We start from the raw sequence: 13,511 nt of genomic DNA, 5'->3' as shown, positions 1-13,511 counted from the left end.
TGTGCGGATGCGCATCGACCTGCACGCCCACTCGTCCGCGTCCGACGGCACGGACGCCCCCGCGGCCCTCGTCGCGGCGGCCGCGCAGGCAGGGCTGGACGTCGTCGCCCTGACGGACCACGACACGACGGTCGGGTGGGACGAGGCCGCGGACGCGGCGGGCCGGCACGGCGTGCGGCTCGTGCGTGGCACCGAGGTCTCCGCGAGGTCCGCGGGCATCAGCGTGCACATGCTGTCCTACCTGCACGACCCCGACGTCCCGGCCCTGCGCGACGAGCTCGAGCGGTCCCGCCGCTCGCGCGTGCACCGCGCGGAGGCGATGGTCGAGCGGCTCGCGGCCGACGTGCCGATCACCTGGCAGGACGTGCTCGACCACAGCGCGGACGCCGTCGTGGTGGGCCGCCCGCACATCGCCGACGCGCTCGTCGCGCGGGGCGTCGTGCCGGACCGGTCGGCTGCGTTCGCCCACCTGCTGCGGTCCGACGGCCCGTACCACGTGCCGCACTACGCGCCGTCGGCGGCCACGGCCGTGCGGGCGATCCGGGCGGCCGGGGGCGTGCCGGTCTTCGCGCACCCCGGCGCCGACGCGCGCGGGCGCGTCGTGCCGGACGAGGTCTTCGAGGAGCTCGCCGACGCCGGTCTCGCAGGGCTGGAGGTCCACCACCGCGACCACTCGCCGGCGCAGGTCGAGCGCCTCACGGCGATCGCCGAGCGCCTCGGGCTGCTCGTCACGGGGTCGAGCGACTACCACGGGGACGGGAAGGTCAACCGGCTGGGGGAGAATCTCACCGAGCCGCACGTCCTGGCGGCGATCGAGGAGCAGGGGCGTCTGCCGGTGCTCGGAGGGTAAGGAGGTCGCGTGTCGGACGTCCTCGACGTGCACCTGTTCGCGTCGGTGTTCATCACGCTGTTCGTCATCATGGACCCCCCGGGGACCGTGCCGATCTTCCTCGGGCTGACGAGCGCGATGTCCCGGGTGCAGCGCAACCGCGCCGCCCGCCAGGCCGTCGCCGTCGCGTTCGGCGTCGTCGTGGCGTTCGCGCTGTTCGGGCAGTCGCTGCTCAGCTACATGCACGTCTCGCTGCCCGCGCTGCAGGCGTCCGGCGGCCTGCTGCTGCTGCTCGTCGCGATGGAGCTGCTGACCGGCAAGATGGAGGAGCCGCAGCCGTCGGGCAACACGAACGTCAACGTCGCGCTCGTCCCGCTCGGCACGCCGCTGCTCGCCGGCCCGGGTGCGATCGTCGCGACCATGGTCTTCGTCACCCAGTCGGACGGGTCCGCGGCCGACTGGGTCGCGATCGCGCTCGGCGTCCTCGCGGTGCACGTCTGCCTCTACCTGGCGATGCGGTTCGCGAACGTCATCCACCGCGTGCTGGGGGAGTCGGGCACGATCCTCGTCACCCGGATCGCCGGCCTGCTCCTCGCCGCGATCGCCGTGCAGCTCGTCGCCGACGCCGTCGAGGCGTTCATCAAGGCCGCCTGACCCGGTCGCCCCGCCGCGGAACGCGGGTGTCGTCGGGACCGGCGCGTCGCGCCGCGGACCGCCCGTCCGCCGCGCCCGTCCGCCGCGCTGCCGCGGCCTGCCGCAGACAGGCGCGGCGGCGCCGAGACGCCGAAGGGCGCGCACCCCGTCCGGGATGCGCGCCCTTCGTGCGTCAGGCGTCAGGCGTCGGCGGGAGCCGACGGCGCTGCGCCGCCCTCGACCGGGCGACCACCGCGCGTCCGACGACGGCTGCGCGACCGGCTGCGGCGCGCACCGCCCTCGCCCGCCTCGCCGCCGCCCTCGGCGCGCGGAGCGTCGGAGCCGCCCTGCTCGCTGCGCTCGGCGCCCTCGGACGTCGCGGCACCCTCGCCCGCTCCGCCACGGCCACCGCGACGACGGCGACGGCCGCCCCCCTCGCGGGAGCCGTCCTCGTCGCGACGCGGCTGGCCACCGCGCTGCTCACCACCGCGCTGCTCACCGCCACGCTGCTCACCGTCACGCAGCTCACCGCCACGCTGCTCGCCCCCGCGACCGCGGGAGCCTGCGCTGCCGGTGCGCGCACCGGCGCCACCGCCGCGCTTGCCGGTCTCGCCCAGGTCCTCGATCGCCTCGGCGGCGAGCCCCGCGCGCGTCTGCTGCGCCTTGGGGAGACGGCCCTTGACGCCCTCGGGGATGTCGAGGTCGGAGTAGACGTGCGGCGACGACGAGTACGTCTCGACCGGCTCGGGGATGCCGAGCCCGAGCGCCTTGTCGATGAGCGACCAGCGCGGCATGTCGTCCCAGTCGACGAACGTGACCGCGGTGCCCTTGTTGCCCGCGCGACCGGTGCGGCCGGTGCGGTGCAGGTAGGTCTTCTCGTCCTCGGGGCACTGGTAGTTGACGACGTGCGTGACGTCCTCGACGTCGATGCCGCGCGCGGCGACGTCGGTCGCGACGAGCACGTCGACCTTGCCGTGGCGGAACGCGCGCAGCGCCTGCTCGCGGGCGCCCTGACCCAGGTCGCCGTGCAGCGCGCCCGCGGCGAACCCGCGCTCGACGAGGTCGTCGGCGACCTTCGCGGCGGTCCGCTTGGTCCGCGCGAACACGATCGTCAGGCCGCGGCCGTTGGCCTGGAGGATGCGCGCGAGCAGCTCGACCTTGTCGAGCGCGTGCGCCCGGTAGACGACCTGCTTGATGTTCTTGACGGTCTGGCTGCCGTCGTCGTCCGGGTCGGCCGCGCGGATGTGCGTGGGCTGCGTCATGTAGCGGCGCGCCATCGCGACGACCGCGCCGGGCATCGTCGCGGAGAAGAGCATCGTGTGGCGCGACGCGGGGGTCGCGGCGAGCAGCGTCTCGACGTCGGGCAGGAAGCCGAGGTCGAGCATCTCGTCGGCCTCGTCGAGCACGACGGTGCGCACGCGTGTGAGGTCGAGGTGGCGCTGCTTGAGCAGGTCGATCATGCGGCCCGGCGTGCCGACGACGACGTCGACGCCCTTGTTGAGCGCCTCGATCTGCGGCTCGTACGCGCGGCCGCCGTACACCTGCACGACGCGGACGGTGCGGCGCGCGGACGCGGTCGCGAGGTCCCCGGCGACCTGCACCGCGAGCTCACGGGTCGGCACGACGACGAGCGCCTGCGGCTTGCCGGGTGCGGGGAGCTGGTCGTAGCCGTCCTCGCCGGGCGCGACGACCGCGTGCAGCAGCGGGACGCCGAAGCCGAGGGTCTTGCCGGTGCCGGTCTTGGCCTGGCCGATGATGTCGTGCCGCGAGAGCGCGACGGGCAGCGTCATGGCCTGGATGGGGAACGGGTGCGAGATGCCCGCGTCGGCGAGCGCCTGCACGATCTCGGGGCGGACGTCGAAGTCCGCGAAGGACGCGTCGACGGCCTGCACCGAGGAGTACGTGGAGCGCAGCGGGCGCGTCATGGGGGCGGCGAGCGCGCTGGCGGCGGCGTCGGGGCTGTCGGGGGAGTCGACGGTGGTGCCGGGGTCGGTCGTGGTCACGTTGGCTTCTCACTGCGCAGGGTGGTGGTCCGCGCGCTGTCCAGGAGCGGCCGGCGATCGCGGCGTTCCCGGGCGACAGCGGTCACCACGCGGGTTGGCCGGCAGCCGATCGTGAAAGTCGCTCGCGAGCTGCTGCGGACGTGCGTCCGGCGCTGCGCGAGCCGGTCCTGGGACCGGGGACGGCGTCCCCTCCGAGACGACCGGGCAACCGATGTACCCCCCCAGCCTATCGGACGACCCTGTGGACCGTTCCGCGCACGGCGGCGTGGCGTCGGCATACGATCCTCGGATGACCACGCACGCACTCCCGGCCGGTCCCGACGACGCGCCCGCCGCCCGTCCCGGACCCTCGCAGGCCGACACCGTGGAGCTGCTCGGGCTGGTCGCGCAGCTGGAGCAGATCGCCTTCGCACGGCTCGCCGCCGACGCGTCGGTCGCCCCCACGACCGACCAGCGGCTGCAGCTGAGCGGGTTCGCCGCGGCCGCGGTCGCCCGTCGCGACACGGTGATGGCGCGGATCTCCGAGCTGGGCGCGGACCCCGTGGCCGCGGTCGCGCAGTTCGACCACGTGCTCGACGACTTCGACGCCCGCACGCAGCCCAGCACGTGGTGGGAGCGGCTGCTCAAGGCGTACGTCGGCTACGGCGTCGCGGACGACTTCTGCCGCGTCGCGGCCGAGGGGCTCGACGAGGAGTCCCGCCGGGTCGTGCTGGCGGTCCTCGACGACGCCGCCCACGCCGAGCTGGCCGTGGCCGAGCTCGACGCCGCAGGCTCCGACGACGGTGTGCTCAGCTCGCGGCTCGCGCTGTGGGGTCGCCGGCTCGTGGGGGAGGCGCTCGGCGTCGTGCAGCGCCTGCTCGTGCAGCGCCCCGGGCTCGTCCGGCTGGTGTCGAGCGGCACGGGTGACGCCGCCGTCCCGGCCGAGCAGCAGGCCGACGGGCGTGCGGCCCCGGCCAACCCGCCGACCAAGCTCTTCGGCGAGCTCACCGCGCAGCACACCCGCCGGATGTCGCGGCTCGGCCTCACCGCCTGAGACACCGGGCACCGCACCGCCGCGCGCCGTTCCGAGGACACGACGAGGCCCCCGCGACCGACCGGTCGGCGGGGGCCTCGTCCGTGCGTCGTCAGATGCTGCCGAAGCCCACGCGGGCCTTCGTCTCGGACCCGATCTCCACGTAGCCCAGCGTGGACGTCGGGACGATCACCCGACGGCCGCGCGTGTCGTGCAGCTCCAGCACCGTCTTGCCGTCCAGGGCGGCGGCGACGGCCGCCGCGACCTCGTCGGCGGTCTGGTCGGTCTCCAGGACGATCTCCCGCGGCAGGTTCTGCACGCCGATCGTGATCTCCACGGCCATGTCTTCCTCGTCCTCCAACGTCGTCCGCTCGCGAGCGTCCGGGCCCACGGGGCCCGCCTGGACGATCCTAGGCGTCCTCGTACACGAAGTCGGGGCGGACCAGGCCCGCGACGCCGCCCCAGGCGAGCTGCGTGACGAGCTCGGCGGTCAGGCCGGCGTCGGCGACGGGCGTCGTGCGGAGCCGGTGCGTCGCCGCGCCCTGCGCCATCGCGATCAGCGAGACGGCGAGCGTGGCGGAGGCGTCGGCGGCCAGACCGGTCACCTGGGACAGCACGCGGGCGATGCGGCGGGCGGCCTCGGACGACGCGTGCTCGACGCGGGCGCGCACGTCGGCGTCGTGCGTCACGTCGGACTCGAAGAGCAGCGTCGAGGACTCCCCGGCGACGTCGACGAAGTCGATGTAGGCGCGGACGATCGCGGCGATGACGTCGCGACCCGCGCCGCGCTGGACGGGTCCGGCCTCGAGGGGGGCGACGGCCTCGTCGACGGCCGCGAGCAGGTCGGAGCCGCACTGGTCGACGACGGCGAGGTAGAGGTCGAGCTTCGAGGGGAAGTGCCGGTAGAGCACGGGCTTGCTGACCTCGGCGCGGTCGGCGATGTCGTCCATGGAGACGTGGTGGAAACCCTCGGACGAGAAGAGGTCCTGCGCGATGCGCAGCACCTGGGCACGGCGCTCGTCGCGAGCCATCCGCGGGCTGCGCGGCCGTGGGGGCGAGCCGTCGGTCCCGTCTGTCATCCCGGCATGGTAGCGACGGCACGTGTCCGGGATGCGACGATGTCCGCGTGACCCCGCCCGAGATGCCCCGTCCGGACGAGCGCGCCCGCCGTGCGCCCGGACGCCGGTCCGGGCGACCCTTCGCCGGGGTCCGGCGTGTGGCGGTGGCGTCGTCCGTCGCGCTCGGCGGCCTCCTGCTCGGGGCCGGGACGGCGGCCCTCACGCTCCCGGGGGTGTCGGCGTCGGGCGCGCTCCAGGGTGCGCTCGCGCTGTCGGTGTCGTCCGTGCAGCTCGCGGGGTCGGGCGCGGTCGCGGCCGACGACACGCAGGACCGCGCCGTCGACACGAGCCGGTCGGCGGTGCGCGAGCCGGCCCCCGCGCCCGCGCCCGCGTTCGACCCGCTGCTGTCGACCGACCCGCCGGTGGTCGCGCTGCCGCCGGGCCTCACGCTCGTCGACGTCCAGGCCGGGCTGCTCTCCGCCGAGATCCCCGAGCGCGCCGCCGGGACCTTCTCCGTCGTCCCGGGCAGCGAACCCGGACCCGGCACGGGTCGCGTGCGGACGATCCGTGTCGAGGTCGAGGACGGGCTCGCGGTCGACGGTGCGCGGTTCGCGCAGACCGTCATGACGACGCTCAACGACCCGCGCGGCTGGGGAGCCGACGGGTCGGTGTCGTTCGCCCGCACCGACGGCCCTGCCGAGCTCCGCGTGACCCTGGCGTCCCCCGAGAGCGTCGACGACCTGTGCGCCCCGCTCGACACCAACGGCCAGGTCTCGTGCGGCCGGGGCGGCAACGCGGTGCTCAACCTGCGGCGCTGGGTGCTCGCGACCCAGGAGCTCGCCGGCGACAAGGTCACCTACCGCCAGTACCTCGTCAACCACGAGGTCGGGCACCTGCTCGGGCACGGTCACGAGAAGTGCCCGGCACCCGGTGCGCTGGCCCCGCTCATGCAGCAGCAGTCGTACAAGGCGGCGCCGTGCATCCCCAACCCGTGGCCCTTCCCCTGACCGTCCGCCGGGCACACGCCTGACGACCAGTCGGTGGACCGCGGTGTCGGCGGTCCGTGATGGGATCGGGGCCGTGACCACGACCCCCGCGCTGCGCCTCGTGCGTCCCGCCCTGGCCGACGGGCCGGCGCGGGGACCGGGCAGCCCGGTGGACCTCGACGACGACCAGGCGCTCGCGGTCGAGCGCGCGCTGCACGGCGAGGACCGGGCGCTGCTCGTGCTCGGCGCGCCGGGCACCGGCAAGACGACCGTCGCGCTCGAGACCGTCGTCGCGGCCGTCGACGCGGGTCTCGCGCCGGAGGACGTCCTGGTCGTGTCGGCGGGGCGTCGGGCCGCCGCGGACCTCCGTGACCGCCTCGCGGCCCGGCTGCGTGCGACGTCGGGCCGGCCGCTCGTGCAGACCGCCCCCGCGGTCGCGTTCGCCGTGCTGCGGGCGCGCGCCGGCCACCTCGGTCTCGTGCCGCCGACCCTCGTCTCGGGCGCGGAGCAGGACCTGCTGCTCGCGGAGCTGCTGGCCGGCCACGCCGCGGGAGAGGGCGTGCGGCCCGTCTGGCCCGGGGACGTGCCCGCCGACGTGCCGACGATGCGCGCGTTCCGCGACGAGCTGCGCGACCTGCTCATGCGGGCCGCTGAGCGCGGGCTCGGGCCCGTCGACCTCGCCGACCTCGGCGCGGGGCACGACCGGCCGGAGTGGACCGCCGCGGCGCAGGTGTACGAGGAGTACCTCGACGTGCTCGAGCTGCGGTCCGCGACGCCCGACCTCGGCGCGCGGCTCGACCCCGCGGTCGTCGTCGAGGAGGCCGCGCAGGCGCTGCGTGCGTGGGACGACGAGGTGCCGGGTGCCGTGCGGCCGCGCTGGCGGCTCGTCGTGGTGGACGACCACCAGGAGAGCACGTCCGCGACGGCGCGGCTGCTGCGGGTGCTCGCCGACGACGGTGCGCGGCTGCTCCTGCTGGCCGACCCCGACGAGGCCGTGCAGACGTTCCGCGGGGCCGCGCCCACGCTCGTCGGGCGCGCGGCCGTCGCCGGCGCCGGTGACGGCGAGCTCGGCGCCGTGACGCACGTCCTCGGGACGGTGTGGCGGCACGGCGACGCGGTGCGCGACGTGACGCGGCGCGTCACCGAGCGCATCGGGTCGGTCGGTGCGGTCCAGCACCGCCGCGCGACCGCGCGGGACGTCGCCCGCGGGGCGGGCGTCGTGCAGGCGGCCGTGCTGCCGAGCACCTCGCAGGAGGCCGCGTTCGTCGCGCACGCGCTGCGCACCGCCCACCTGGAGCACGGCGTCGGCTGGGACGAGATGGCGGTCGTGGCGCGGTCGGGCGCCCAGGTCACCGCGCTGCGCCGCGCGCTCGCGGGGGCGTCGGTCCCCGTCACGGTCGTCGGCAGCGACGTGCCGCTCCGCGAGGAGCCCGCCGTCCGCCCGCTGCTCGAGGCGGTGCGCGTCGTCGTGGGGGACGCCGAGCTCGACCCCGAGACCGCGGCACGGCTCGCGTGCTCGCCGCTGGGCGGCCTCGACGCGGTGGGGCTGCGGCGCGTGCGTCGCGCGCTGCGCGCCGAGGAGCTCGGCTCCGGCGGGGGCCGCACGAGCGACGTGCTCCTGGTCGAGGCGCTCGAGGACCCCGCCCGCGTCGCCACGCTCCCGTCGTCGGTGGTCCGGCCGGTCGCGCGGCTCGCGGAGGTGCTCGCTGCGGGCCGCCGTGCGGCGGCGCAGCCCGACGCCGACGCGCAGACCGTGCTGTGGGCCCTGTGGCACGCGTCGGGGCTCGCCGAGCCGTGGCGTCGGTCGGCGCTCGCGGGAGGCGTCGCCGGCGAGCGGGCGGACCGCGACCTCGACGCGGTGCTCGCCCTGTTCCGCGCGGCCGAGACGTTCGTCGACCGCATGCCGCGCGCGACGCCGGGCGCGTTCGCCGACTGGCTCGCCGCGCAGGACCTGCCCTCCGACTCGCTCGCCGCCGCGGCCCGTCGCCAGGCGGTGCCGGTCCTCACGCCCGCGGGCGCCGCCGGCCAGGAGTGGGACCTCGTCGTCGTCGCGGGCGTGCAGGACGGCGTCTGGCCCGACCTGCGGCTCCGCGACTCGCTGCTCGGCGCCCAGCGGCTCGTCGACGTCGTCGCAGGCCGCCAGGTGGACGGCACCGACGAGGGCGCCCGTGCGGCCGAGGCGCGCGCCGCGGTGCTCGCCGACGAGCTCCGGTCGTTCGCCGTCGCGTGCTCGCGCGCACGCTCGCGGCTCGTCGTGACGGCCGTCGCCGACGCCGACCAGCAGCCGTCGCCGTTCCTCGACCTCGTCGAGCCGTCCGACGGCGACGTGGACCACCGCCGGACCACGGTGCCCGCCGCCGCGGACCTCCGCGGCCTCGTCGCGGAGCTCCGCTCGCGCCTCGAGCAGGCCGTCGTCGACGGCGTCGAGCCCGACCCGGCGCTCGCGCGCACGCTCGCCCGGCTCGCGCGCGCGGGCGTCGCGGGCGCGGACCCCGCCGAGTGGCACGGGCTCGCCGAGCCGTCGAGCGACGCGGCCCTGTGGGGTCCGCAGGACCGCGTGCCGGTGTCCCCGTCCCGGCTCGAGGTCGCGCAGCGGTGCGCGCTGCGCTGGGCGCTCGAGGCCGCGGGCGGCACCGCCGCCGACTCGAGCGGTCAGACGCTCGGCACGCTCGTGCACGCGATCGCGCAGGAGCACCCGCGCGGGACGCGTGCCGAGCTCGCCGCGGAGCTCGACCGCCGCTGGTCGGAGCTCGGCCTCGGCGACGGGTGGCCCGCACGGGCGACCCGGAGGCGGGCGGAGGCGATGATCGACCGGCTCGCGGGGTACCTGCGCGACGCGGGCGCGCCGCTGCTCGTCGAGGGCGAGTTCACGCTGCGCACCGACCGGGCCGTCGTCCGGGGCACGGTCGACCGCGTCGAGCTCGACCCCGCGCAGCCCGACGACGGCCGGACGGCGGTCCGCGTGGTCGACCTCAAGACGGGCGCGACCGTCCCGAGCAGGGCGAAGGCGGTCACCAACCCGCAGCTCGGCGCCTACCAGCTCGCGGTCGACGCGGGCGCGTTCGAGACGCTGCCCCCCGACGCCGCAAGCTCGGGTGCACGGCTCGTCTACCTGGGCACGGGGGCGTCCGCGACGGAACGCCACCAGGACGCGCTCGGCGGCGAGGACGACGGGCCGAGCTGGGCACGCACGCTCGTCGACGAGGTCGCCGACAAGATGGCCGCCTCGACGTTCGTCGCCACGACGAACGACCTGTGCGACCGCTGCCCGGTCCGCCGCTCGTGCCCGGTGCGCACCGAGGGCGGGCAGGTGGTCGCATGACGCTGCTGTCCGCCGCGCAGATCGCCGCCCTCGTCGGCCAGCCGCCGCCCACGCCCGAGCAGGAGCGCGTCGTCGAGTCGCCGCTCGCGCCCGCGCTCGTCGTCGCCGGTGCCGGGTCGGGCAAGACGGAGACGATGGCCGCGCGTGTCGTGTGGCTGCTCGCGAACGGGCTCGTCGCTCCCGAGCAGGTGCTGGGCCTGACGTTCACGCGCAAGGCCGCCGCCGAGCTCGCCGAGCGCGTGCGGCGACGGCTGCGCCGGCTCGCGCGCGCGGCCGCCGAGGAGGGTGTCGTGCTGCCGGGCGCGGCCGTCCTCGCGGGCGCCGACGGCGACGGGCTCGGGGGCCTCGTGCGGCCGACGGTCGCGACGTACAACGCGTACGCGTCCTCGCTGGTGAGCGACCACGCGCTGCGGCTCGGCCTCGACCCGTCCGCGCGGCTGCTCGGCGAGGCCGCGCAGTGGCAGCTCGCGCACGAGGTCGTCGAGGCCTGGACGGGCGACGTCGACACCGACGCCGCGACGTCGACCGTCGTCGACGCCGTCCTGTCGCTCTCCGGCGCCCTCGACGAGCACCTGCTCACGCCCGCCGAGGCGCAGGCCGGCATCGCGGGGATCGTCGACGCGATCAACGCGACGCCCCACGGGCCCGGGAAGCGCACCGAGCCGTACCGCGACGTGGCGGCCCTCGTGCGCCTGCTCGGCGAGCGGTCCCGCGTGCTCGACCTCGTCGCGACCTACCGCGACCGCAAGCGAGCCGCCGACGCGATCGACTTCGGCGACCAGGTCGCGCTCGCGGCGCGGCTCGCGCTCGACGTGCCGGAGGTCGCGGCGGGGGAGCGTGCCCGCTTCCGCGTCGTTCTGCTCGACGAGTACCAGGACACGTCCTACGCGCAGCTCACGCTGCTCGCGGCCCTGTTCGGCGACGGTCACCCCGTGACGGCCGTCGGGGACCCGCACCAGTCGATCTACGGCTGGCGCGGCGCGAGCGCGGGCGGGCTCGAGGGGTTCCCGACGTCGTTCCCGGTGGTCGGGCCCGACGGGGACCGGCGGCCCGCCGACGTGCACTCGCTGTCGACGTCGTGGCGCAACGACCGGCGGATCCTCGACGCGGCGAACGTCGTCGCCGCACCGCTGCGCGCGTCGACGTCCCGCGTCGAGGTGCCCGTGCTCGCGGCGCGGCCCGGGGCCGGTGACGGGCGCGTGCACGCGCACGTGGCGGAGACGGTCGAGGACGAGGCGCGCGCGATCGCGGAGTTCGTCAAGGCGCGCTGGCGACCGGCCGGCGCGGGCGTCGATCGCGTGACCGCCGCGGTGCTGTGCCGCAAGCGCTCGCAGTTCCCCGTCGTGCAGCGTGCCCTGCGTGCCGCGGGCCTGCCCGTCGAGGTCGTCGGTCTCGGCGGCCTGCTCGCCACGCCCGAGGTCGTCGACCTCGTGGCCGCGCTGCAGGCCGCGCACGACCCGTCCCGCGGCGACGCACTCATGCGGCTGCTCACCGGCGGCAGGACACGGCTCGGTGCTGCCGACCTGCACGCGCTCGGCGCCTGGTCGGCCGAGCTCGCGGGACGTGCGGGCGGGGGTGGCCGCGCCGGTCGCGACCCCGGCGTGCAGGCCGACGTGGTCGACGAGCGCAGCATCGTCGACGCGCTCGACGAGCTGCCCCGGCCCGGCTGGCGCAGCGCCACCGGCCGCGAGCTCAGCGCCACGGCACGCACGCGCCTCGCCGACCTCGCGCGGCTGCTCACCGCGCTCCGCTCGCACACCTACCTCGCGGTGCCCGAGCTCGTCGGCGAGGCCGAGCGCCTCCTCGGCCTGGACATCGAGGTCGCTGCGCGCGCGGGCGTGTCCCCGGGCCGGGCGCGGGCCAACCTCGACGCGTTCCGCGACGTGGCCGTCGAGTTCGCGCGCACCGCGGACCACCCGACGCTCGGCGGCTTCCTCGCCTGGCTCGACGCCGCCGACACCCGCGAGAGCGGTCTCGACATGCCCGTCGCGGAGCCCGACCCGGACGCCGTCCAGGTCATCACCGTGCACGCGGCGAAAGGCCTGGAGTGGGACGTCGTCGCCGTCGCCGGGCTGGTCGACGGCGTGCTGCCCGCGACCCGCACGCGCGGCAAGGACGGACCGAAGGACTCCGCGTGGCTCACGGGCCTCGGCACGCTCCCGTACCCGCTGCGCGGCGACCGGCACGACCTGCCGGACTTCCCCTACGCCGGCGCCGAGCACCACAAGGACCTCGAGGAGCGTCGTCAGCGGTTCGTGCTCGACGCCGGCGCGCACCAGGTCGCGGAGGAGCGGCGCCTCGCCTACGTCGCCCTCACCCGCGCACGCACCGACCTCCTGCTCTCCGCGGCGTGGTGGGGCGACTCCAGCGGCGCGCGGGTGCTCTCGATCTTCCTCGAGGAGCTCGTCACGGCCGGCCTCGTGACGGAGGACGGGTGGATGCCGCCGCCCGAGGCCGGCACGGGCAACCCGCGCGAGGACCAGGTGCTCAGCGCCGTCTGGCCCGCCGACCCGTTCGCCGCCGACGACGGCCCCGGGCGACGTCCTGCGGTCGAGGAGGCGGCGGCCCTCGTCCGCGCGGCCCTCACGGTCGCGACCTCCACCGCCGAGGACGCGTCCAGGGGCGCGGTCGACGATCGCGCGGTCGGCCACGACGCCGGGACCGGCGCGCCGGCCCCGGGACACGGCACGACCGCCGCGGTCCCAGGGGACGGCACGACCGCGACGGCGGACGTCGTCGCTGCCGGGCCGCCCGGTGCCGCGCCGTCCCGGTGGGAGCACCTCGCCGACCGCCTGCTCGCCGAGCAGGACCGCGTCCGACGGCCCGACGGCGGCGTCGAGCTGCCCGCGCACCTCTCGGCGTCGTCGCTCGTCCGCCTGCACGCCGACCCCGCCGAGTTCGCGCGCGGCCTGCGTCGCCCGGTGCCGCGCGAGCCCTCGCCGCAGGCACGCCGCGGCACGCGTTTCCACGCGTGGGTCGAGGGCTGGTACGGCGCCGCGTCGCTGGTCGACGTCGACGCGCTGCCGGGCGCGGACGACGACTCGACGCCCGTGGACGGCGACGAGGAGGCGCTGCGGGCGTCCTTCCTGCGGACGCCGTGGGCCGACCGCTCGCCGCTCGCGATCGAGGTCGACGTCGAGACGAGCGTCGACGGGTACGTGCTGCGCTCCCGCATCGACGCGGTGTTCCCCGACCAGGAGCGGACCGACGTCGAGGGACGCGCGGTCGTCGTCGTGGACTGGAAGACGGGCGCCCCGCCCACGGACCCGGACGCGCGCGCGTCGCGCGAGCTCCAGCTGGCCGTCTACCGGCTCGCGTGGTCGCGGTGGACCGGCACCCCGCTCGACCTCGTCCGCGCCGCCTTCTGCTACGTCGGCACGGGCGAGACGGTCTACCCGCAGCGCCTGCTCGGTGAGGACGAGATCACGGCCCTCCTGCGCCGCGCGACGTCCGACGAGCCCCACGCACCCGAGCCGGACCTGTCGGCGGACGTGCGCATGGCGGACCGTGCCTGGCCGCCGAACGTGGACCGCGGGACGTCCAACCCGAGCGACACGACCGCACGACGACGTCCGGCGTCGGCCGGGCGTCGGTCCCCGGACCGGCCGCCGGTCCCGGTACGAGCCGACGACCGGTCCGTCTGACGCGTCGCGGCCTCACCAGAGGCA

9 protein-coding genes are annotated in these 13,511 nt (G+C 76.6%); 6 read left to right on the top strand and 3 right to left on the bottom strand.

What is annotated here, in order from left to right; translation table 11 throughout:
• Positions 1-7 precede the first annotated feature (7 nt).
• Positions 8-850 carry a PHP domain-containing protein gene (locus GXP71_RS10585; RefSeq protein WP_162352625.1) on the top strand — a complete coding sequence of 281 codons (843 nt, stop codon included), beginning with the start codon at positions 8-10 and terminating at the stop codon, positions 848-850.
• A 9-nt stretch (positions 851-859) separates the two neighbouring features.
• On the top strand, positions 860-1,483 hold the full coding sequence (locus GXP71_RS10580; RefSeq protein ID WP_124343159.1) for a MarC family protein: 624 nt from the start codon (positions 860-862) through the stop codon (positions 1,481-1,483).
• Positions 1,484-1,662: 179 nt separating this feature from the next.
• Here the strand turns inward: GXP71_RS10580 and GXP71_RS10575 are convergent, their stop codons facing one another.
• Entirely contained in the window at positions 1,663-3,465 is a 1,803-nt protein-coding gene (locus GXP71_RS10575; RefSeq protein WP_162352624.1) for a DEAD/DEAH box helicase, read from the bottom strand.
• 289 nt (positions 3,466-3,754) lie between these two features.
• Here GXP71_RS10575 and GXP71_RS10570 point away from each other — a divergent pair, with 289 nt between their 5' ends.
• On the top strand, positions 3,755-4,498 hold the full coding sequence (locus tag GXP71_RS10570; RefSeq protein WP_162352623.1) for a ferritin-like fold-containing protein: 744 nt from the start codon (positions 3,755-3,757) through the stop codon (positions 4,496-4,498).
• Positions 4,499-4,589: 91 nt separating this feature from the next.
• Here the strand turns inward: GXP71_RS10570 and GXP71_RS10565 are convergent, their stop codons facing one another.
• Complete coding sequence (locus tag GXP71_RS10565) at positions 4,590-4,814, bottom strand: DUF3107 domain-containing protein (protein ID WP_168679396.1); 225 nt, start codon at positions 4,812-4,814, stop codon at positions 4,590-4,592.
• A gap of 73 nt (positions 4,815-4,887) precedes the next feature.
• Positions 4,888-5,556, bottom strand: a complete 669-nt coding sequence (locus GXP71_RS10560) for a TetR/AcrR family transcriptional regulator (protein ID WP_162352622.1) — start codon at positions 5,554-5,556, stop codon at positions 4,888-4,890.
• Positions 5,557-5,603: 47 nt separating this feature from the next.
• Here GXP71_RS10560 and GXP71_RS10555 point away from each other — a divergent pair, with 47 nt between their 5' ends.
• The 3 genes from GXP71_RS10555 (at position 5,604) to GXP71_RS10545 (ending at position 13,487) form a co-directional block, all read left to right on the top strand.
• Entirely contained in the window at positions 5,604-6,542 is a 939-nt protein-coding gene (locus GXP71_RS10555; protein ID WP_238402376.1) for a DUF3152 domain-containing protein, read from the top strand.
• A 73-nt stretch (positions 6,543-6,615) separates the two neighbouring features.
• Positions 6,616-9,843: an ATP-dependent DNA helicase gene (locus GXP71_RS10550; RefSeq protein WP_162352621.1), complete on the top strand. Its 3,228-nt coding sequence runs from the start codon at positions 6,616-6,618 to the stop codon at positions 9,841-9,843.
• The gene (locus GXP71_RS10545) at positions 9,840-13,487 is read left to right on the top strand and encodes an ATP-dependent DNA helicase (RefSeq protein ID WP_162352620.1); all 3,648 of its coding nucleotides are present in this window, start codon (positions 9,840-9,842) and stop codon (positions 13,485-13,487) included. Before GXP71_RS10550 ends, GXP71_RS10545 begins: the two co-directional genes overlap by 4 nt.
• Positions 13,488-13,511 lie beyond the last annotated feature (24 nt).

The organism is Cellulomonas sp. H30R-01, assembly GCF_010119915.1.
GTDB lineage: Bacteria > Actinomycetota > Actinomycetes > Actinomycetales > Cellulomonadaceae > Cellulomonas > Cellulomonas algicola.
Note: the sequence above shows the minus strand (reverse complement) of the source record. Positions and strands in the feature narration are given on the sequence as shown.

What these genes read in the sequence shown, in the direction of transcription:
- GXP71_RS10585 (WP_162352625.1), top strand. Translation starts at nt 8, where the DNA reads ATGCGCATCGACCTGCACGCCCACTCGTCCGCGTCCGACGGCACGGAC.
- GXP71_RS10570 (WP_162352623.1), top strand. Translation starts at nt 3,755, where the DNA reads ATGACCACGCACGCACTCCCGGCCGGTCCCGACGACGCGCCCGCCGCC.
- GXP71_RS10560 (WP_162352622.1), bottom strand. Translation starts at nt 5,556, where the DNA reads ATGACAGACGGGACCGACGGCTCGCCCCCACGGCCGCGCAGCCCGCGG.
- GXP71_RS10545 (WP_162352620.1), top strand. Translation starts at nt 9,840, where the DNA reads ATGACGCTGCTGTCCGCCGCGCAGATCGCCGCCCTCGTCGGCCAGCCG.